At 38.1% G+C, this 20,104-nt stretch carries 18 protein-coding genes and 4 pseudogenes; 12 read left to right on the forward strand and 10 right to left on the reverse strand.

The window, feature by feature from the left end; all coding sequences use genetic code 11:
* Nucleotide 1 precedes the first annotated feature (1 nt).
* Nucleotides 2-490, forward strand: coding sequence for a GNAT family N-acetyltransferase (locus J678_RS20745; protein ID WP_017392714.1), 489 nt, complete (start codon nt 2-4; stop codon nt 488-490).
* Here the strand turns inward: J678_RS20745 and J678_RS20750 are convergent.
* A complete protein-coding gene (locus J678_RS20750; protein WP_017392715.1) occupies nt 485-1,273 on the reverse strand; it encodes an AraC family transcriptional regulator in 789 nt (262 codons plus the stop codon). The genes J678_RS20745 and J678_RS20750 overlap by 6 nt on opposite strands.
* A gap of 98 nt (nt 1,274-1,371) precedes the next feature.
* Between J678_RS20750 and J678_RS20755 the strand changes: the two genes are divergently transcribed.
* On the forward strand, nt 1,372-2,181 hold the full coding sequence (locus J678_RS20755) for a sulfite exporter TauE/SafE family protein (protein ID WP_017392716.1): 810 nt from the start codon (nt 1,372-1,374) through the stop codon (nt 2,179-2,181).
* A gap of 78 nt (nt 2,182-2,259) precedes the next feature.
* On the opposite strand, the gene J678_RS20760 is transcribed toward J678_RS20755, so the two are convergent.
* The 3 genes from J678_RS20760 to J678_RS20770 are packed head-to-tail and all read right to left on the reverse strand — an operon-like array spanning nt 2,260 to nt 5,128.
* Nucleotides 2,260-3,171, reverse strand: a complete 912-nt coding sequence (locus J678_RS20760; protein ID WP_017392717.1) for an alpha/beta hydrolase — start codon at nt 3,169-3,171, stop codon at nt 2,260-2,262.
* Complete coding sequence (locus tag J678_RS20765; RefSeq protein WP_017392718.1) at nt 3,155-4,054, reverse strand: alpha/beta fold hydrolase; 900 nt, start codon at nt 4,052-4,054, stop codon at nt 3,155-3,157. Before J678_RS20765 ends, J678_RS20760 begins: the two co-directional genes overlap by 17 nt.
* Nucleotides 4,055-4,075: 21 nt before the next feature.
* Nucleotides 4,076-5,128 carry a sugar phosphate isomerase/epimerase family protein gene (locus tag J678_RS20770; protein ID WP_017392719.1) on the reverse strand — a complete coding sequence of 351 codons (1,053 nt, stop codon included), beginning with the start codon at nt 5,126-5,128 and terminating at the stop codon, nt 4,076-4,078.
* 180 nt (nt 5,129-5,308) lie between these two features.
* Here J678_RS20770 and J678_RS20775 point away from each other — a divergent pair, with 180 nt between their 5' ends.
* The 9 genes and pseudogenes from J678_RS20775 (at nt 5,309) to J678_RS20815 (ending at nt 14,043) form a co-directional block, all read left to right on the forward strand.
* A complete protein-coding gene (locus J678_RS20775) occupies nt 5,309-5,905 on the forward strand; it encodes a TetR/AcrR family transcriptional regulator (protein WP_000919032.1) in 597 nt (198 codons plus the stop codon).
* 77 nt (nt 5,906-5,982) lie between these two features.
* A pseudogene (locus tag J678_RS23600) lies at nt 5,983-6,087 on the forward strand (sulfite exporter TauE/SafE family protein); the annotation flags it as partial.
* 182 nt (nt 6,088-6,269) lie between these two features.
* The gene (locus J678_RS20780) at nt 6,270-7,154 is read left to right on the forward strand and encodes a phosphoribosyltransferase family protein (RefSeq protein WP_017392720.1); all 885 of its coding nucleotides are present in this window, start codon (nt 6,270-6,272) and stop codon (nt 7,152-7,154) included.
* Nucleotides 7,155-7,165: 11 nt separating this feature from the next.
* Entirely contained in the window at nt 7,166-8,659 is a 1,494-nt protein-coding gene (locus tag J678_RS20785; RefSeq protein WP_017392721.1) for a nicotinate phosphoribosyltransferase, read from the forward strand.
* Nucleotides 8,660-8,719: 60 nt separating this feature from the next.
* Nucleotides 8,720-9,487, forward strand: a complete 768-nt coding sequence (locus J678_RS20790) for an NUDIX hydrolase (protein ID WP_017392722.1) — start codon at nt 8,720-8,722, stop codon at nt 9,485-9,487.
* 73 nt (nt 9,488-9,560) lie between these two features.
* Nucleotides 9,561-10,955 carry a methylenetetrahydrofolate reductase C-terminal domain-containing protein gene (locus J678_RS20795; RefSeq protein WP_017392723.1) on the forward strand — a complete coding sequence of 465 codons (1,395 nt, stop codon included), beginning with the start codon at nt 9,561-9,563 and terminating at the stop codon, nt 10,953-10,955.
* Nucleotides 10,956-11,473: 518 nt separating this feature from the next.
* Complete coding sequence (locus J678_RS20800; protein ID WP_017392724.1) at nt 11,474-11,881, forward strand: DUF559 domain-containing protein; 408 nt, start codon at nt 11,474-11,476, stop codon at nt 11,879-11,881.
* Nucleotides 11,878-12,393, forward strand: a pseudogene (locus J678_RS23780) (hypothetical protein). Before J678_RS20800 ends, J678_RS23780 begins: the two are co-directional and overlap by 4 nt.
* A gap of 66 nt (nt 12,394-12,459) precedes the next feature.
* A complete protein-coding gene (locus J678_RS20815; protein WP_017392727.1) occupies nt 12,460-14,043 on the forward strand; it encodes a HEPN domain-containing protein in 1,584 nt (527 codons plus the stop codon).
* A 64-nt stretch (nt 14,044-14,107) separates the two neighbouring features.
* On the opposite strand, the gene J678_RS20820 is transcribed toward J678_RS20815, so the two are convergent.
* The 4 genes and pseudogenes from J678_RS20820 to J678_RS20830 all read right to left on the reverse strand — a co-directional run bounded on the left by J678_RS20820 (nt 14,108) and on the right by J678_RS20830 (nt 16,773).
* On the reverse strand, nt 14,108-14,788 hold the full coding sequence (locus tag J678_RS20820) for a hypothetical protein (protein ID WP_017392728.1): 681 nt from the start codon (nt 14,786-14,788) through the stop codon (nt 14,108-14,110).
* Nucleotides 14,789-14,825: 37 nt separating this feature from the next.
* A pseudogene (locus J678_RS23395) lies at nt 14,826-15,005 on the reverse strand (HNH endonuclease); the annotation flags it as partial.
* 1 nt (nt 15,006) lies between these two features.
* A pseudogene (locus J678_RS20825) lies at nt 15,007-15,696 on the reverse strand (alpha/beta hydrolase); the annotation flags it as partial.
* A gap of 153 nt (nt 15,697-15,849) precedes the next feature.
* Complete coding sequence (locus tag J678_RS20830) at nt 15,850-16,773, reverse strand: alpha/beta hydrolase (protein ID WP_017392730.1); 924 nt, start codon at nt 16,771-16,773, stop codon at nt 15,850-15,852.
* A gap of 109 nt (nt 16,774-16,882) precedes the next feature.
* Between J678_RS20830 and J678_RS20835 the strand changes: the two genes are divergently transcribed.
* The gene (locus J678_RS20835) at nt 16,883-17,782 is read left to right on the forward strand and encodes a LysR family transcriptional regulator (protein ID WP_017392731.1); all 900 of its coding nucleotides are present in this window, start codon (nt 16,883-16,885) and stop codon (nt 17,780-17,782) included.
* Between the two features lie 119 nt (nt 17,783-17,901).
* Here J678_RS20835 and adeT1 read toward each other — a convergent pair whose 3' ends face one another.
* Both adeT1 and adeS read right to left on the reverse strand, forming a co-directional pair.
* Nucleotides 17,902-18,897, reverse strand: a complete 996-nt coding sequence (gene adeT1, locus J678_RS20840) for a putative multidrug efflux protein AdeT1 (RefSeq protein ID WP_017392732.1) — start codon at nt 18,895-18,897, stop codon at nt 17,902-17,904.
* A gap of 123 nt (nt 18,898-19,020) precedes the next feature.
* On the reverse strand, nt 19,021-20,091 hold the full coding sequence (gene adeS / locus J678_RS20845) for a two-component sensor histidine kinase AdeS (RefSeq protein ID WP_017392733.1): 1,071 nt from the start codon (nt 20,089-20,091) through the stop codon (nt 19,021-19,023).
* Nucleotides 20,092-20,104: the final 13 nt, after the last annotated feature.

Genomic DNA, 20,104 nt, shown 5'->3' on the forward strand with positions numbered 1-20,104 from the left:
TATGACTTTTCACTATCATCTAGCAGACAAATCAGACTATGCATCTGCTGTAGAGTTTGCACTTTATACAAGACATTTATTATTCCCAGAAATCTATCATGGGCAAGTTCCCAAAGATTTAAAAAATTTTGGGCAATATTATGTTAATGATCCACTAGGTTGCTTTATTACGGTAAAAGATAAAAGCCGCATTATTGGCACCATTGCATATCGGGCTTATGACCATCGTTTTGATTTAAATTTGCCATCTAATACAGTGGAAGTGGTTAAGTTGTTTGTATTGCCTGAATACCGTCGTAATGGCATCGCAACCATGCTATGTGACATGTTGTTTAGCCATGCACAAAAGAATGAAATTACCACTTTGTATTTGCATACCCATCCATTTTTACCTGCGGCTGAAGAGTTTTGGCGGCTTCAAGGCTTTGATGTTATTAAAAGAGAATGGATCGATACCTATGACACCATTCACATGAGTAAATCTTTATAGCGCTTTATCATGCGTATGAAATCTTTTTTGAAAATGGGTAGGCGGATAACCCATAATTTTACTGAACATTGCAGTAAATGCTGCCGAGTGCTCATAGCCCAAACTAAAGGCAATTTCAGTAATCGAGATATCTGCTTTTAACGCATTTAAAGCATAGATGATGCAGACTCGATTACGCCAAGCCTGAAATGACATGCCCGTTTCTGACTTAAACCAACGATGAAAAGTCCGCTCACTTTTATTGTGGCCATGTGCCCAATCTTTAGGGCTGCTATGAATATCGGGGTGCTCCATAAACTCAGCACACTGTTTTGATAGTAATGTGTTGTGAGGCAATGGAATAAACAGAGGCAGGGCTGGTGCAGCTTCTAACTCATATAACAATAAATCGATAACAGCGCCGTCACGGCCTGAACGTTGGTAGTCAACAGGCAGTTGATTTGCTTGAATCAGTAACTGATGCATTAACGGTGAAACTTGCACGACCTCGCAATAGTTTGCCTGTCTTGGGGCATTACTTACTTCTATATACAAACTATAAGTACTGACTTTAGATAGCCATACCTGATGTGGTTTGCCTGCGGGTATCCATACCCCACTGTACGGTAACACGAGCCATTGTCCATCTTCAGTTTCAACTTTCATAAGCCCTTCGGGTGCATATAAGAACTGAGCACGGCGATGGCTATGCGTATCTAACAAAGTATCAGCAGGATAATCTGACCCTAACGCTAAAACCACTTGCGGTAGATGGTCTACATCGTTAATTGGAATATTACGCATATATTTTTGGCTGAAATAAATAAAAAGATGGCTTTTCTACGTTAGTTTGCCATAGAGCTATTTTATATCATGCCTCTATAAATGTGAGGAAGATAACGATGCTATATGAGCTATTTTTATTTGGACTACTTTCCGGTGTTACCACTTGGTTATTTGGTTTTGGCGGCGGTTTTGTTGCTGTACCTTTGCTTTATACAGTCATTATTCAAAAGTACAGTAACGAAAGTATGGTTGGGATACATGCGATGCAAATCGCCGTAGCTACATCAGCTTTTGTGATACTGTGTTCGGCAAGTTTTGCAACTTTTCGACACTATCGGTCCGGACAGATTGATTGGCAAAAAATCCGCTTTTTATGGAGTGGTATCGCATTGGGTGGAGTTGTCGGTGCGGTCATGGCTTCATTATTTAATGGAAATTGGCTTCGCTGGATATTTATGGGTTATGTGTTCATAACCATTATTGATTGTTATTACCGACCAGGCTTTATGGTGGCATCAAGACAAACGCAAAACTATGGTCAAAACAGTGAACTCATTAAAGGCGGAATAATTGGCTGGGTTGCAGCACTTTTAGGTGTGGGTGGCAGTGTAATGACAGTTCCTTTGTTGCGGCGGCGGGGTAGTTCTATGGCAGAGGCTGCGGCTATTGCAAATATTCTCACGCTGCCTTTGTCTTTAACTGCAACGCTAACCTATTGTGTGTTGTCACTTTGGCAATCTACATGGGCACCTAGTGGATTTATCGGTCTAATCTGGTTTGAAGCTGCTTTATTCTTAGTTGATGGAACATGGATCGGGTTATATTTTTCAGAAAAATTTATCTCAAAACTACCTGATTTATGGCGGGCAAGATTGTATCCGCTACTTTTAATGCTGGTTTTGTTCGTGATGCTTGTTGGCAGTTAATTATTGATTTAACTACCGTAGCTAGCACATATAAATCAACATACTACGTATTTATAAATGCTAGCTATAAATAGATGGTTATAGTGCAATTTTACTATAGATCGCTTTTGCTTCTGAGGTGATTGCTGTCATGTGAATCGCACCGTGAATCATTCCGTCTAACAAATGAAAGTTCACCTGAATACCTGCATCCCACAGTTTTTGAGCATATCTTTCACCATCATCTCGAACCGGGTCATATTCACACACAAAAATGGTCGCATCTGGCAGTCCATTTAAAGACTGAGCGAGTAACGGACTTACAAGTTCATTCTGTTTTTCACTTTCATCTTGCACATATTGATCCCAGCAATAAACCATTGTGGATGACTCTAAACCATAACCTTCGGCATATTGGTCATAAGATTTGCTACTCATTGTGGCATCTAAGGCAGGGTAGAAAAGAAGTTGATGGCTCACCTTAATTTCTGGGTGTTGTTTTGCCATTAGACATGCAGCGGTCGCTATATTTGCGCCCGCACTATCTCCACCTACAGCTATACGGTTTGAGTCAATTCCAAATAGTGAAGCATTCTCATGAATATAGCGTAATGCCGTAAAAAAATCATTTAAGGGTGTTGGGAACTTAAACTCTGGCGCCAAGCGATAGTCCACAGAAAATACAACGTGTTGAATATATTCTGCTAACAACCGACAAGTGCGGTTCCATGCATCTAGACTTCCCAGACACCAACCGCCACCATGTGCAAAAACTAAAGCAGGCCGTTGCTCAACATTTTCGAGCGAATAGGGAACATAAACACGTACTTCAATTTCGGCATCCTCTGACACAGCAACATAAAAACTTTGTTGATAGCTTGCATCATGCTGAATACCTTGCTGATCAATAATGTCTTTATCTACTTGTTTTCTTAACGCTTGTAATGAGTTTATACCTTGTGGGGTAGGTCTGGACTTAAGCCAGTTTTCAATTTCAGCAAGTAGAGGCATGGCTTTTTTCCTGCTGCAAAAATTCTAAAATGAGTGAGCTAAATATTTTTGGCTGTTCTTCCATAATGAAATGACCGCAGTCTTTTACAATCGCACTAGTTAAATGCGGTGAAACCTTTTTCATGGTTTCATACGGCGCATTATCCGTAGCATGTTCAGCGCCTATGGCTAAAACTGGCATATCTAAATTTTTAGTTTCTCTGATTTTATTTTGACGAATGGTCTCTGGAATAGAGCGGTAATAATTAAAACCCGCCGTTAAACGACCCGGAATTTTATAGGCTTCAATATAAGTTTCAGTTGCAACTTTATCTTTGTGCCACGACCATTTATCAAACATATAATTTAAATAAGTATCTTCACGGCCCGCGATTAAGGCTTCGGGTAAATCTAGGGTTTGGTTAAACATGAAATGCCAAAGAAAAATATTTTCACTCGGCTCAACAAAAATAGGAGGTGCGGGCGCTAAACCGGGAATCACAGCCTCTGTGACCGCAAGACGAGTGACTGACTCAGGAAAGTCCGATGCAAGTGCGTAGGCAACCCACATGCCAATATCGTGGCCAACAACCGAATAAGTTGGATATTCAAGTTGAGTCATGAGCATTGATAAAATTTTGGCAATACGCCCCGTATCGTAACTTCCATCCAGTGGAGCTGAATTTCCTGTTCCGGGTAAATCAACCGCGATTGCTCGATAACCCTGTTGGGCCAGTTCAATCATGACTTTGTGCCACGCGTACCATGTTTGTGGCCAGCCCGGAATTAATAATACCGCAGGACCTTCACCTAAGGTGACGTAGTGTAATTTTTTGCTTTCGATGTGAATGTAATGATGTTGGAATTCGTTATGTGAGTTTTCATTGAATAGCTGAGTTTTCATGTTGAGTTCTCTTACGGTTCCTTAAATCCCTAATAACAGATTAATTTGAGTCTGATTCACAGGGGCAGCCGCAAAGTCATCAAACACTTTATCGGTGACATGAATAATGTTTTGCTTAATGAACTCGGCACCTTCGCGTGCGCCATCGTCTTTATTTTTTAGGCAGCATTCCCACTCCAACGTTGCCCAGCCTTCGTAGTCGTAATGCGCCAACTTTGAAAAAATCGCTTTAAAGTCAACTTGACCATCACCCGTAGAACGGAATCGACCCGCTCGATTTTCCCAGCTTTGATAGCCGCTATACATTCCTTGGCGGCCTGTTGGGTTAAATTCGGCATCTTTAACATGAAACATGCGAATGAAATCTTTATAGATATCGATATATTCCAGATAGTTCAGTTGTTGCAAAACAAAATGGCTTGGGTCAAAAAGAATATGGCAACGAGAGTGGTTATGAGTTCGCTCTAAAAACATTTCAAATGTAATGCCATCATGTAAATCTTCACCGGGGTGAATTTCATAGCAAAGGTTTACGTCATGTTCATCACAAGCATTCAAAATCGGAAGCCAACGACGTGCTAATTCATCAAACGCTGTTTCAATAAGCCCTGACGGTCTTTGAGGAAATGGAAATACATAAGGCCATGCTAAAGAGCCAGAAAATGTCCCCATGTCTTTAAGCCCTAGGCGGGCAGATGCCTGAATTGAAGCGAGCATTTGTTGTTTTGCCCACACGGTTCTAGCTGCTGAATTACCATGTAAATGAGAGGGGGCAAAGTTATCGCAGATTGAGTCATAAGCAGGGTGTACAGCCATTAATTGCCCAAAAATATGAGTCGTTAACTCACTAATTTTTAAGCCATGATTGCTTAAAGTACCTAATATTTCATCGCAATAATCTTGGCTTTCTGCTGCCAAATTGACATCAAATAAACGCTTATCCCAAGCAGGAAGTTGTACCGCTTCAAAGCCTTGGTTTGCTACCCAAGCAGCAATATCTTCTAGACGGTTAAAAGGGAAAACATCATCACTAAATTGAGCAAGATGAATACTTGGGCCTTTGATGGTTTTCATAATAAAACCTAATTGGTTGTCGATCGACAAACAATAGGCTTAATTTTGGATAAAAACAACTTTTTATTTGAAAATCAAAACAAAACGAAAGTATTTTGACTAAATCTCATTGATTTATTTGTGAAAATATTTTTTTCGAATAATAATAAAAAGAGGTACTAAATTGGATAAAGGGTCATTATGGCTGGCAGACCAAGAGAGTTTGATCGAGAAGAAGCCCTCGTAAAAGCGAGAGATTTTTTCTGGCTTCACGGCTATGAAGGCACATCTATGTCAGATTTAGTTGAAGTTTTGGGGATTGCCTCAGCTCGAATTTATAAAGCGTTTGGCTCAAAAGAGGCCTTGTTTAGAGAGGCCGTAAATCACTATGAAAACAACGAAGGTAATTTCGCGCTAAATGCTTTAAAGCAAAAAAATATTAAGGATGCAATAAACCAATTATTTCAAGATGCACTAGCCCTTTACACGCAAGCCAACCATTCGTATGGGTGTATGGTTGTGTCGGCAGCGAGTGTGTTAGGTGAAGAAAACCAAGCTGTTTTGGAATGGATGAAAGCACAGCGTATTGCACGGGGCCAAAGTCTGGTCGATCGATTTGTCCAGGCAAAATCAGACGGACAATTGGTGGCAGAGGCGGACCCTAAAACCTTAGGGCAATATTACGCGCTTGTTCTGCATGGATTATCAGTTCAAGCAAGAGATGGATATTCGAAAGAAGAGTTAGCGACAGTAATCAACTTTGCTTTACAGAACCTTGATCGATATTTGGCAACCTAATTCAGATGCATATTAACAAGTCTCTGATTAGAGTTAACCCATCTGTATAGAGTATGAGGAGACCTAAATGGTTTCCTTTTTTTATTGAAAAATTTATTTCAAAACTGCCGGATTTATGGCGGGCAAAGTTGTATCCGCTACTTTTAATAATAGTTTTACTCGTCATGATTTTTGTAAATTAACTTTTTATTTCAATTAATTGAAGAATAATATCTCTTAAAAATTGAATCTCTAAATGCTCTAAAACCCCAAATTTTTATGTCTTAAATGGCTTTGAAAAAAGTTTGAAAAATAGACTTGAAATATATAGTGGCTTTATGCCACTATATATTCATCGAAGGTCATCAGACAAAAAGAGGATGATATGGCTATCCAGCTTTTAGATGCGGCAAGAAATGAAATTCCAGTGAAATTCACGCAGTTTTCTGGTGGCGAGCGTCATGTTCAAATTGATGAGACAACGTTAAGTTCACTATCTGGCAAGGTATTGGTCCGTGCCAAAATGACCTCAAGTCACGATGTGATGGACTATTTGTTACTTGAAAATATATTGCTGAATCAGGGTTTAACCGTTGACTTAGAAATTCCGTATTTTCCATATGCACGTCAGGACCGTATTTGTGCAGTAGGCCAAGCGTTCTCGCTTGATGTGATGACGAAGTTACTTAACATCAACGCAGACAAAAAAGTGGGCAAACAAGGCAAAATCACTGTTTGGGACTGCCATAGTGAAGTAACAACAGCATTGCTTGCTGCCAATACTTCTTTTAGCGAAGTTGTAAATGTGAGTTCAGCCGAGATCATCAAAAAGAGTGAAGCGCTAAGCACATTATTAAAAGATGAAAAAACAGTGTTGATTTGCCCAGACAAAGGCGCAAAAGCACGTACACAAATGGTTGCAGACGCTTTTAACCGCGAGCGCAAACAACTCATCACTATTGTTCAGTGTGATAAAAAACGCGACCCAGTGACTGGCAAAATTTTAGGTACGCATGTACATGCGACTGATTTATCGGGTTTAACAGCTGTTATTACCGATGACATTTGTGATGGCGGTGCGACTTTTATTGGTATTGCCAAAGAACTCCGTCGCCTCAATTGCCATAAGGTCGTTCTATACGTGACCCACGGTATTTTCAGTAAAGGAATAGAGGTTTTTGATGGACTGCTTGACCAACTATTTACCTCGGACAGCCTTCCACAACAACCATCAGACAAAATTTCAGTAATTGCTTTTGCAGCAAAATAAAGAGAACAAAGATGACTATTAAACTTAATCCATTAAACGCTATCGATTTTTATAAAGCCGATCACAGACGTCAGTATCCGGCAGGTACAGAGTACGTGTACGCAAACTTTACGCCGCGTTCATCTCGACTCGCTAAAATGTTGCCTGACTTCGACGATAAAGTTGTGTTCTTTGGTCTTCAGGGTTTTATTAAACATTTTTTAATCGATACATGGAATGAAGGCTTTTTTAAACAACCTAAAGATAAAGTGGTGGCTGCATATAAACGCCGTATGGATAGCTCATTAGGTGAAGGTGCTGTACCGGTTGACCACATTGAAGCATTACACGACTTGGGCTATTTACCTTTACGCATTAAAGCATTGCCAGAAGGCAGCCGCGTCAATATGCGTGTACCCGTGCTTACTGTAATTAATACCGATTCACGTTTCTTTTGGTTAACTAACTATATTGAAACCGTGTTAAGTGCTGAGCTTTGGAAAAGCTGTACTACCGCAACGATTGCCTACGAGTACAAACGTTTATTAACTCAATATGCCGTCAAAACTGGTGCACCACTCGATTTTGTACCTGTGCAAGGACACGACTTTAGTAGCCGTGGCATGAGTGGAATTTATGATGCGGCGCAATCTGGTGTAGGCCACTTAACTAGTTTTATTGGAACAGACTCAGTTGCTTCAATCGACTACGCAGAAGAATATTACAATGCAACAGGTGTGATTGGCGTATCTGTACCAGCGACCGAACACAGTGTGATGTGTATGGGTACAGAAAACAGCGAGCTAGAAACCTTTAAGCGTTTAATCTGTGAGCTTTATCCGTCTGGTGTTGTCAGCATCGTGTCTGACACTTGGGATTTTTGGCGAGTGATTACCGAGTTTACGGTAGCTTTAAAATCTGAAATTTTAGCAAGACAACCCAATGCTTTAGGCTTGGCTAAATTGGTTTTCCGTCCAGACTCTGGTGACCCTGTTAAAATTATTTGTGGTGACCCAGACGCCGAAGTCGGCAGCCCAGCTTATAAAGGCGCAGTTGAATGTTTATGGGACGTGTTTGGCGGTACAACAACTGACCAAGGCTATAAGGTGCTTAATGAACGTGTCGGTTTAATTTACGGTGACTCCATTACCCTAGACCGTGCACAGCGTATTTTGGAAGGGCTAGAAGCCAAAGGCTTTGCTTCAAACAACTTGGTGTTTGGTATCGGCAGCTTTACCTATAACTATTTAACTCGCGATACCTTTGGGTTTGCTGTGAAAGCGACTTGGGGACAAGTGAATGGTGTAGGCCGTGAGCTGTTTAAAGACCCAATTACTGACTCAGGTGTGAAAAAATCTGCGAAAGGTCTATTACGCATTGAAGAAAGTGAAAATGGTTTTACCTTGTTTGATGAGCAAACAGCCGAACAAGAACAAGGCGGAGCACTAAAAACCGTCTTTGAAAATGGTAAACTTCAATATGAGTGTACTTTGGATCAAATTCGTGAGCGTTTATCCATCGCATAACTGAGTTTATATGAGTCGTTACATGGGTATCGGCTCATCATTTTTATTGAGAGGCTGAACGTGACTATTCAAACTGAACAAGAATTCCTTGCCAGTTATGATCGCCGAGATTATGACGCACCTTTACTCACGGTCGATATGGCTATTTTCTCGGTATTTAATGGTGAGTTGCAGGTATTACTCATTAAGCGCCCCAACTTTCCAGCCAAAGGCCAATGGGCTTTACCGGGTGGTTTTGCCGATTTAACTCATGATCAAGACTTGATGGCCACGGCTTATCGTAAGCTGGTCGAAAAAACAGGAATTAGTTCACCTTACTTGGAACAAGTTGCCTCTGTGGGTAATGCTAAACGTGACCCGCGTGGCTGGGCCGTAACCATTTTGTATTTTGCTTTAATTGATTTTAATGCCTATCAACACCAAGCATTGGCTGAATACAGTGAATGGGTGCCTGTAGCAAAAGCAAAAGATTTAGCATTGGCGTTTGATCATAATGAATTGCTCAGCTTGGCTTTAGAGCGTTTAACCAGTAAAACTCGCTATACCTCATTGCCAGCTAGTCTCATGCCCGAGTTATTTACACTGACCGAGCTACAAACTATTTATGAAATTATTCTTGGACAATCTTTAGATAAAAAAGCGTTTAGACGCCGTATGATAGAAGCGGGCGCAGTTGAAGAAACCAACCACAGTAAAATTGTAGGAAAACGGCCAGCTCAGCTTTACCGCTATGCACTCGATTCTTTCGATTTTATATTTCCTCGCTCACTCGAATTACCTAGAAATAAAGAGAGTGAAGATAAGCAAAACAATGAGCTTTCTGACTAGCGCATCTTTATGCACTTTTGATTTATAATGCCGCGCTTATGATTGATGTCATGTTTTGATCAGCACTTTGCCTATGTCACACGTTTCTCCCTGCTTCCAGCAAAACCAGTTTTTTGTGTTGGTGGAATATCTCACTTCACTGCATGAAATTTATCCTGTGAAACATGAGTTTGCAGGATATCCGGCTGCAATGACATTGGCAGATCGTGTACATTCAGATCATGATATTGCACCGCTTGAGGCCAGCAAAAGTTACCCTGACTCAATAGAGAAAGTCTTACACTTTTCAGGTAAGGCCCGAGACATACAAGACTTTGAGCAATTTTTAGAACAAGCTCAAACAGCCAATATTCAAAACTTGTTATTGCTTACAGGTGATAAACTTAAAGAACACCATAATGGTCGAGATGGACAGCCTCGTAGCCGTTACCTAGAGTCGGTAAACGCCGTAATGGCAGCTAAGCAACATGGCGGGTTTCGTATAGGGGTTGCTTTTAATCCGTTTAAATATGTTGAAGCTGAGCGTGATGCACAGTATTTAAAACTGCATAAGAAAATTAAAGCAGGCGCTGACTTTATCATTACCCAATTGGGCTATGACATTGAAGCTTTAAAACAAGCCAAAGCATTTTTAACCAAAAACAATTATTCGCAGCAAATACTGGCTTGTGTAATGCCACTGACTTTGGGCCGTGCTAATTTTATGGTGAAGCATAAAGTTGCAGGTATTGTAATTACTCCTCACATGCTAAAAGTCTTGGCAGAAGAAAAACAGGCAGGGCACACTGACCGTGTTTATTTACGTTGTGCTTTGCAAATTTTAATATGTAAACATTTAGGGTTTGCTGGAATTCACTTATCTGCCTGCCATAAGCCAGAAGAACAAATGCTGCTTGAAAGCTACATTGAGCAATACAGACATTTGGAGCTTAACGTTTTAGAAGAGCTTTGGAATTCACTTTGGCAAGTCACGACAGGCAAAGAGTTTTCACCTGAAATTGTTCGGTTTTCGCGTCAGCCAACATCTAAACAATTAATTAAATATCGTCAGTTACATGTTATGCATGAAGCAATGTTTGGATCAAAAATTGCTAAAGGCGTCGGACGGTTTATTTTTAAAGCGTCTTTTTGGGAAAACGCTTTGATCGCCAAACTCTTACTAAAAACAGAAGTACTGAGTAAACATAGCCTAGTCGGTTGTGAAAGCTGTGGTCAGTGCCGTTTAGGTGACACCTTGTATATTTGTCCTGAAACATGTCCAAAAGGTTTAGCCAACGGACCTTGTGGCGGTACAACTTTAGACCGCTGCGAATTTGGTGACCGAGAATGCATTCATTCCGTTAAAGCAAGACTTGCTAAAGCGGTTGAACAAACTGAAATATTAAAAGATAAATTGATTCCAACTGTATCAATTGAAACTAGGGGAACCAGTTCTTGGAAAAATTGGTATTTAGGAGCTGAGGCTTAAGTTTTATATTAACTGGATACGTTTACGACCCAGTTAATTATGGCAAAGTACACGATCAAGAGTTCCAAGACCACCTCAGGCAAAACGGTTAGTAATAAAAAGCCCACTATGAGTAGATGTTACAATCCTGCAAAGAATCTTTGTGATGAACTCATGCATTACCACTTTGCAGACTTAACGTATGTGATAAATATTAAACACGTGAACAGTTAGATTTCCGAAATTTAGGGTCGCTGGTTCGATGCTCGCCAGGCACACCATACCAATTGAGTGACAAAACAGATTCATACCTTCGCTGAAAAACTCTCACAACATCCTGAGTTCGCAAGCTAGTTTGCAGCTGCAGAAGAAAGTTACGATCAACAAAACTCAGCGATCTAGCTCAGGCCAAGCAATGGGAACCGTATCTCAAGCAAGTCGGGTTCAAAGGCACATTGCAGGGGGCAACATGACAGACCTCTACGATGTCAACGTAGCGCTCTTGGATGGTGAGCTCTACGCTTTTGAAAGGGGCTTGTATGTCTAGCATGAGTTTAGCTGAATACCGTGAATTATTTCCAGTGAAGACAAAGAAGCGCCGTTCAGCAAAGCAAGGTACCAGACAGCCAAGTGAAGGCGAGACGGTACTGGCAACACACTTAAAAGCTTGCAAGATCGGTTTTGAACAGGAATATAAATTTCATCTAAAACGGAAATGGAGAGCAGATTTTCTGATTACCGGTACGAAGATTTTGGTTGAGGTGGAAGGGGGGATCTGGATAGCAGGTGGTGGGCGTCACACAAGAGGCAAAGGCTATATAGGGGATATGGAGAAATACAACTCGGCGGCAATGATGGGTTTTACAGTTTTACGGTTCAGTACAGAACAAGTTAAGTCAGGTTTAGCGGTTCAGCCGATAGAGAAAATGGTTGGGGGAAATGAATGACAGTAATGATCGATAAGAAGCATGTTATGCACTCAGTGGACTGGTCTCGGTTCGATCTGGAAGGTTGGTTATATCAGTTCGGTGAATGGCTAGATCAAAAGAGTTTTACCGGTATTCCTTCTGGCGCATATAGCAATCCAATTGCCTCAGCGATGGTGCAGGCCGAGAAGCAATGACGTCTAAAACGGTTGGGTAAGAAGAAACAAAGAGAAATTATTGCCAATTACTTTGTGAGTGAATTAGACCCATTTCGTAAAACCAAATCTAAAACCCAGTGCCAAATTGATGACAATGAAGCCCGTGCTGTGCAGCGCTTGGTTTTAGATTTAATGGGGCAGAGCGAAATCATGGACGAATGGATGGATGCGATTATTGATCGTTACTTCCGCGGGCAGTCATGGCCGGAGATGGTCAGAGAGGATCGTTCGCAATCAGATGCACGTAGTGATGTGAAATGTGGCTTGGCTGTGTTGCATTGTCGGTATGGGTTTATTGAGATAAAAAAGTGTTGATTTTTAAAAATTTTTTTAGGATATTTATGTTAAATACTTACTTAATCAAATATAGAAATTCTAACCATGACATCAAATAGTGCAAAGTCTTACAAAGTTGAATATTTATGTACAATTGATTCAGATGGCGATTTTTGTAAATCTATCTCTAGTTTTAAATCTTTGTTGAAGTCATACGATAAACTAAAAATAGAAGATAAAAAAATTGTTTGGGATAGTAAAGAGTTTGCATTTGAAATTTCAGATGGTAAGGTTTTAAACTCAAATCATAAGTTTTTTCATTTAAAATTCGTTAATGCTAATGCTAACAATAAGCAAGAGTTTTTATCACTTTTGAAAATAATTAGAACAATATTAAGTAAGGTTAATAATAATCAGCCACCTGAAATTCTTTGGGATGATATCAGTAGTGAATATGCAATACAGTCTTATCCTGTAATTCATGAATTAGAAAATCTTATGAGAAAATTAATAACAAAATTCATGATAACGAAGGTTGGCTTATCTTGGACCAAAGAAAATATTCCGAAGGAAGTAGCGGAATCAATCAAAGGTACAGGTACTTCAAAGAAACAGAATTATATTTATGATACTGATTTTATACAACTATCAAGGTTTTTGTTTAATGAATATACAACAACAAAAGTTGAAGATTTAGTTAGTAAAATTAAAAAAGCTAACAAAATAGATGAATTAGATTTTAACGATCTAAAGAAAGTAGTACCTGTTTCTAACTGGACCAGATATTTTAACCCTATCGTTGAATGTACTTCTGAAGAATTATCAACAAAATGGGATAAATTATATAAATTAAGATGTAAAGTCGCGCATAATAATTTTATGGACGAAGATGACTTTACTAATCTAATTTCTTTATCTAATGATGTAAAGTCTATTATAGAAGATGCGATAAATAATCTTGATAAAGTTAGTGTTACTGAAGAAGATAAAGAGGAATTAGTTGAAAGCGCGGCGATTAATCTTAATAAATTCTACGGTGAATTTGTTTTAAGATGGAAGAAATTAGAAAGTTTGTTAATGTTATTTAGTAAGAATAGCTATCGTATAAAAAATAAGAAATACCCATTAAAAGCAATGTTTCAAGAATTGGTACAAAAACAATATTTGACAATCAAGGATTATGATGAGTTTGATAAATTAAATAATATTAGAAATATGATAGTTCATGAAGCTAATTTTGAATTAGATGAATTCCAATTAAACTTGGCATTGAAAGATTTAGAAATATTAATTAACAAAATTAGTAATATAAGCTCTTCCTTTGATTCTTTAAAAGGATGGTATGAAATTATAAAATATGGTGATAGTTATTCTTTTTATCTAAAAAATCATGAAGGATTTACTTTAATTTTCAGTGAATTATACATGGATAAGGAAGCGGCTTTACAAGGTCTTGAAAAATTTAAGATTAGATCTTTAAATATTAATAATTATATAAAGTTTAAAGTTGACGGTCTTGGTTTTTCATTTAATTTATTATCAGAAAATGGTTCTATTTTAGCAAAAAGTTCATTTTATACTGATTCAGAGCTTAGAGATCTAAAAATAGATGAAACTATAAAAATTTCAGAAACAGATATTATTATTGATCCTCCAAATAATGATGAAACTTATGCGCTTTCATCATAATATTATTTTATTAGGTTGATATATTTTATAATTCAGTCGAAAATCTTTTACTAAAAGAAGCACCTTAAGGTGCTTCTTTTAACTTTTTAATTCTTGAAATCGGTTGTGCAGTTTGTTCTGGTGGGTAAATAATAGCTTCTTTATTATCTAAAGAAATTCCATAGCATTTGTTGTAACCGCATAAAATAGTTTTGACTCTTACTTTTGTATTGTTGGAAGTTATATATCCATCTGAAGCATCACAAGCCTGTGAATTAAAAATTTCTTGAACTTTATCTTCAATCTCTTTTATCCCTAATTTATAGTAAAATAGAATTAATAAAAAAGTAAAAATAAATATGACAAAGTATAAGCCTAAAATTCCAAGGAAAGAATTAATTGCTTTTATTAAATCCTTTTTTTGTTTATCTAAGCAGATTCTTACTCTTTTGAAACTTTTTTGAATATATTCACGATATTCAATTTTTGTGCCTTTATGCTTTTGTAACCAGCGAATACTGAAAGTCACAAACACAATACATAAGATCAAAGTTATAGATATTGCTGACCAAAGAATAAATTGTAGTACTGGTAGAGAAATATATAAATATCCCATTAACACTACTTCTGGGTAATTTAAACCCAAAGAAGTAACGTGAATATTTAAAGGCTCGCCTAATCCTGCATAATAGGCAAATTGACAGGCATATACTAATGCGGGTAAGTAGATAAGAAAAAAAGATATACGTTTTAAAAACTGTTCCATTATTTATCCATTACTTTTTCTATGAAATGAGTATGTTTTAAGAATGTGTTTGTAAATTTCTTGTCTTTAATAAGAGCTTTTCCCGATCTGCCTCAGCATTCACAACATGCATTTTCTTATGGCAATTCGGGCAAAGCGCTACCGTATTTTCGACGGTATCTGGCCCGCCGTGCGCTAACCATTCAATATGGTGGGTTTCTAGGTAGGGCTCACCATTGAGTAGATGGATATTGAGATGATATTGGTAACGATGATCTAGCAGCAGACGCCGTTTCTATATTTTTCTCAGCAGTAATCGTTTCATTTATTTCATTCATTACATTTGAAGGTAGTGTTCTAGCGTTAGAACTCCACTGAGCATACATACCTTTAAAGTCATAAAATCCAGATACTAAAATCAAAGCATTTATCTTGTCTGAGTTAGCTACAACATTTGCTATAGAGGCGCCACAACTAATCCCAACTACGGCAACTTTGTTTGGGTCAACGTTTGGCTGTGATCGGGCAAAATTAATGGCTTGTTCAAGATTATTTTGTGAGGCTTTACCACAAAAGTCTGATTTTCCAGATGACTTACCATATCCACTCATAGATACAGCAAAACTGAAAAAGTTCTTTTTAGCATATTCATTTAACAAGCCTGAGCGTACAAAGGCTTTTGCACCTTTTTTGTCTTTGTGAATGCCATGTAAAAAGATAATTGCTGGATACTTTTTATCGGCTAAGAGGTCTGGTTCTTTCCAATAAATTTCAGTTGATTGATTATTTGCTGTTAAAAGTTGATGCTGTGCTTGCTTGGTATAAATATAAGGAAGAATAGATACACGGAAAAAGGCATAGAAGCCAATAACTAAAATCAAAGGAAGAATGTAGCAAAGGGCTATATTCTTTTTCTTATTAGGAAGCATGAGAACTCTTGTAGTTATTTATGATTGCGAGTGATTTTCTAATTATTGAAATTTAAAATCAATATATAAGTTTATTAATTGTTTTTGCTAAATTGAATACTCAAGACAAGATTTGGAAAGTTTCCCTGCTTGAGAAACTTTCCAATTTATGAATTAAAGATGTTTTTGAAAAAATGGAATAATTTTTTCTAAGGCTTGAGCAACAGGTTCAGGTTGATCATATAAGTCATAGTGGCTTGCATCTTTAACCACAAAGAGATTTTTATCTTTAGAAGCCGCTTTGCTATATAGCTCGTAACCATCGCGATATGAACCGAAGCCTCCCGGAATTCCACCAATCACAATTTGTAAGGGTTGAGTGAGTAGGTGATCTGCCAAATGAAAGGCATCAAACCCAACAGCAGCCGCTAAACCTGAAAAGCGAAGTTTATTTGGTGAACCTTCTGCCTGACCGCGCGGGGTTTTGTAGTAATCTATAGCTTCTTTAATATCAATATCATGAATGCCAGCTTGCTCACGCTCTTGTTGTGAGTTTGGAATGTACTGGGTAATAAACGGTTCAGCACCACGTGCTTCGGCAGTTCGCTGCGCAGCAATTGCTTCTAAAGTTTTAATCGCAGCTTCAGGTGTTTGGTCGCCTTCACGCATTAAACGACCATAGTTTGCTGCAACCACAGTTGCGACTGCTTTAAAACGGCGTTCAGTCATAGCAGCATTAACTGCATAACCACCGCCACCACATACGCCTAATACACCAATACGGTTTTCATCGACATAAGCAAGCGTTGTTAAATAGTCAGCTGCACAGCGGAAATCTTCTACACGTGTTGCAGGGTCTTCAAGGAAACGTGGTTCGCCACCGCTAGCACCTTGATACGATGCATCAAATGCTAAAGTAATAAACCCAGCTTCAGTAAGTTTTTCACCATAGATTGCGCCGGCAGTTTGTTCTTTACAGCTACTAATTGGGTGGGCGCATACAATCGCTGCATATTTTTTGTTTTCATCAAAATCTTTTGGAAAACGTATGGTTGCAGAAACATCAATATCTTTATTTTTAAAAGTTACAGTTTTCATCATTTTTCTCCAAGAGAAGAACTATCTCGATGAAACCAATATACCCCTAGTGATTCATTATGATAATCCACTATAATGAGATAGCACTTATATTGAATACTTATAAATAATGAAAGAAAATCTGAATGATTTGCATACATTTATTGTGGTTGCACAGGAGCGAAGCTTCACTCGTGCGGCTGCAAAACTCAGAACTTCACAATCAGCCATTAGCCAAACACTCCGTAATTTAGAGGACCGAATTGGTATAAAGCTATTATCACGAACTACGAGAAGTGTCGCACCCACAGAAGCCGGTGAATATCTGCTCAGCTTGATTCAACCTGCCATCGAAGAAATAGAACATGGCATGAATCAGCTTAGTGCTTTAAAAAACGATCCGGCAGGAACATTACGTATTAGTGCCGATGAATATGGCATCCAGACTGTTTTATGGCCCGCCGTTGAAAAAGTCATACAACAATTTCCAAAAATCTCAGTCGAAATTACCTCTGATTATGGTCTGGTCGATATTGTAGATGGTCGTTTTGATGCAGGGCTTCGAAGAGGCGGTTTGGTTTCTAAAGATATGATCGCTTTACAAATTAGTGATCCTATACAAATGCTCACTGTTGCAACCAAAGAGTTTTTAGCTCGTTATGGTCACCCAAAGCATCCAAAAGATTTAGTGGAATACCAGTGTATTAATTTAAGATTACCCACACATGGTGAATTCTACCGTTGGCAATTTACCAAACAAGGTAAAACACAAACAATTACTGTTAATGCTAAAGTTATTTTTACAACCTTATCTCCAGTGCTTCAAGCCGTAAGGAGCGGTGTAGGAATCGCTTATCTACCTATTGATATGGTTCAGTCTTATATTGAAAGTGGTGAACTGGAAGAAACGCTGAAGGACTGGCGACATAGCTATGAACCATATCACTTATATTATCCCCATAGACGTGAGCAAGCACCTTTATTAAATATCTTAATTGATGCGTTAAAAGAAAATTTTAATAAAAAATAGCTGCGCATAAGACTTATGGTTTGAGTCAATGATTAGAATTTTGCTGCTAATTAAATAAACACGGATATCTCAAAACATCCGTGTAAGAAAATTAGGTAAGGGAAAAGCTGCATTAGTCACTATTCATCGTTTAATGCACATTCAAAGTTACTTGGATTTTCTTTACATCTTACCTTTTTCAAAAAGTTCATCATTTTAGGATCGTAAATACCTGCTTTGGTTAGCTGTATACGAGCCTCGCGCATCATTTTCATATAGTTTAATTGTTCATTTTTAGGAATATCCATCCAATATTTTGAAGGAATATCACTTTCATATTTGGCAATAATACCAAATGTTCTATTGAGTTGGCTGGCGACCCAAGTTCGAGACTTTTGCCCAAAACCTGCCGGAAACTGGTCTTTACGAATAATGAAGTTTGCTGAAATTTGAGTTAAAGGAAAACGAACAATTGCTCCTTTCTCACCTAGACCTTTGTGTAGTTCAAAAGGTTTAAATGCCACAATAGGAGCGGGCACAATATCAATTTCATGGTTATTAAACTTCGCACCGGCATTGGTGACGTCTACCGATACAGCCTGACCACCGACATGTTGCACAAGCTTTGGTTGGGCTTCATCATATTTAAATACCCCAATTTTTTTACCGGCAGCTTTAGCGAGAGTATTGATACTTCTATCATTTACAAATAAATATGCAGGGCCAATTGTGCCTAAACCTGCAATTTCATAAGGACCTACCACCATGTTTTTTGCTGCCATAGGTGAGGACAACAGCTTATAGGCATTAATTGCCGTTTTCATATTTGTTAATGCACCAACTGCATCTAAAGATCCTGTATATTTATTAAATTGACGACCACGTAAACCACTAATAATAGCGCCATCACATTTGCCGACTTTTAAATCTTCAGCTGCAACGCGTTCATCAACATATGCTTTTAAAGATAGATCAGCTCCCCAATTTTTAGCTTCAAGTGCATAATCTTTGGCTAAAGCGAAAGCGTCTCCTGACTTACCAATCGGGTCAAAAACACAGACAACTTGTTGTTTGGCATAAATAGTTGTTGTTAAACATGCGCTTGAAATAAGTAGAATAGTTTTAAAACGATCCATATTTAATTATCCATTATTTAAATTATAAAAATTATTTTATGAATCTTGGTTAGGTTAGATATGGCATTTCAATAAAAATTTTAAGGTAAAAAGTCAAAAGACAGCTTGGGATCAGGAAGTCATTTAGTTATTCATAGAAATTTTTATGGTGAAGACACTTTTCGAGCCTTGATTACTATATTGAATGGTGCCTTTCATTGCCACAATAATTGCGTGTATAACAGCAAGTCCTAAGCCTGTACCACCAAACTCTTTATTTCTTGATTCTTCTAATCTAAAAAAAGGTTTAAACAAATCATCTCGGAATTCGGTTGCAATTCCCGGGCCTTCATCTTCAATTTTCAATGTCCAGTTTTGTGAATCAACTACTGAAGAAATTTTAAGTTTACCTGCATTTGAATAACGAATAGCATTGTCAATTAAAGCAATTAAAACTTGCTCTATACGACGGCGGTCACTAAAAACAGGAGTCGTTGTCAGATCTAGTTCTGGTACTAGGTTCGCTTGTTGCAAGCGATCTTCAAAAGCCTTGAGAACCTTTTCAAGTACCGACTTAAAGTCAAACAATTCATAATTTAATCTGAGTTGCTGGTTTTCGACCAAACTTAAAGTTCGTAGGTCTTCGACTAAGTGTGATAATCCTTCAACTTGGTTTAAAAGGCTTTTAAAAAGAACTTCATCAGGTTTAAAAACACCATCAATAATTCCCTGTAATCGACCTTGTAAAATGGTTATAGGAGTTCTTAGCTCATGGGCTATGGCAGCATTCCAAACTTGCGCATTTTTAACAGAAACTTCTAGCTTTTGAGCCATATTATTAAAGTTATATAAAAGTTCCGACATTTCGGCAGAATGAACTCGATTATCATAAGCTCTAGCAGAGAGATCACCTTGACTAATTTTTTTGGCTGCTTCTGCTAAGAAATTAATCGGTATAATGAAACGCTTCGCAAGATGCATACCGATCACCAAGGAAATCATACTGCCACAGAAGATTACAGTACATAACCAGATCCAATCTACGAGGTGGAAGCTTGTCCAGTCTTCTTGAATTGAGCTTAAAGTAATCCAGCCTTTTTCAAGCGCATAATTATAAACCAGATACCCCATTAAAATAGAAAATAGGGTAACACTTAAGTTAACGATACTTAGTGCGATAAAAAGCTGTTTGCTAATTCCTAACTTATATTTCATAACATATTCTCTA

It is taken from the genome of Acinetobacter sp. 1424608 (assembly GCF_000588255.1).
Taxonomy (GTDB): Bacteria; Pseudomonadota; Gammaproteobacteria; order Pseudomonadales; family Moraxellaceae; genus Acinetobacter; species Acinetobacter nosocomialis.

Bases quoted from the DNA above. Each gene is read 5' to 3' on its own strand.
- J678_RS20835 (WP_017392731.1), top strand. From the start codon at position 16,883: ATGAAAGAAAATCTGAATGATTTGCATACATTTATTGTGGTTGCACAG.
- J678_RS20815 (WP_017392727.1), top strand. From the start codon at position 12,460: ATGACATCAAATAGTGCAAAGTCTTACAAAGTTGAATATTTATGTACA.
- J678_RS20770 (WP_017392719.1), bottom strand. From the start codon at position 5,128: ATGAAAACCATCAAAGGCCCAAGTATTCATCTTGCTCAATTTAGTGAT.
- J678_RS20755 (WP_017392716.1), top strand. From the start codon at position 1,372: ATGCTATATGAGCTATTTTTATTTGGACTACTTTCCGGTGTTACCACT.
- J678_RS20830 (WP_017392730.1), bottom strand. From the start codon at position 16,773: ATGAAAACTGTAACTTTTAAAAATAAAGATATTGATGTTTCTGCAACC.
- adeS (WP_017392733.1), bottom strand. From the start codon at position 20,091: ATGAAATATAAGTTAGGAATTAGCAAACAGCTTTTTATCGCACTAAGT.
- J678_RS20750 (WP_017392715.1), bottom strand. From the start codon at position 1,273: ATGCGTAATATTCCAATTAACGATGTAGACCATCTACCGCAAGTGGTT.
- J678_RS20795 (WP_017392723.1), top strand. From the start codon at position 9,561: ATGTCACACGTTTCTCCCTGCTTCCAGCAAAACCAGTTTTTTGTGTTG.
- J678_RS20775 (WP_000919032.1), top strand. From the start codon at position 5,309: ATGGCTGGCAGACCAAGAGAGTTTGATCGAGAAGAAGCCCTCGTAAAA.
- J678_RS20785 (WP_017392721.1), top strand. From the start codon at position 7,166: ATGACTATTAAACTTAATCCATTAAACGCTATCGATTTTTATAAAGCC.
- J678_RS20765 (WP_017392718.1), bottom strand. From the start codon at position 4,054: ATGAAAACTCAGCTATTCAATGAAAACTCACATAACGAATTCCAACAT.
- J678_RS20745 (WP_017392714.1), top strand. From the start codon at position 2: ATGACTTTTCACTATCATCTAGCAGACAAATCAGACTATGCATCTGCT.
- J678_RS20760 (WP_017392717.1), bottom strand. From the start codon at position 3,171: ATGCCTCTACTTGCTGAAATTGAAAACTGGCTTAAGTCCAGACCTACC.
- J678_RS20780 (WP_017392720.1), top strand. From the start codon at position 6,270: ATGGCTATCCAGCTTTTAGATGCGGCAAGAAATGAAATTCCAGTGAAA.
- J678_RS20800 (WP_017392724.1), top strand. From the start codon at position 11,474: ATGTCTAGCATGAGTTTAGCTGAATACCGTGAATTATTTCCAGTGAAG.
- J678_RS20820 (WP_017392728.1), bottom strand. From the start codon at position 14,788: ATGGAACAGTTTTTAAAACGTATATCTTTTTTTCTTATCTACTTACCC.
- adeT1 (WP_017392732.1), bottom strand. From the start codon at position 18,897: ATGGATCGTTTTAAAACTATTCTACTTATTTCAAGCGCATGTTTAACA.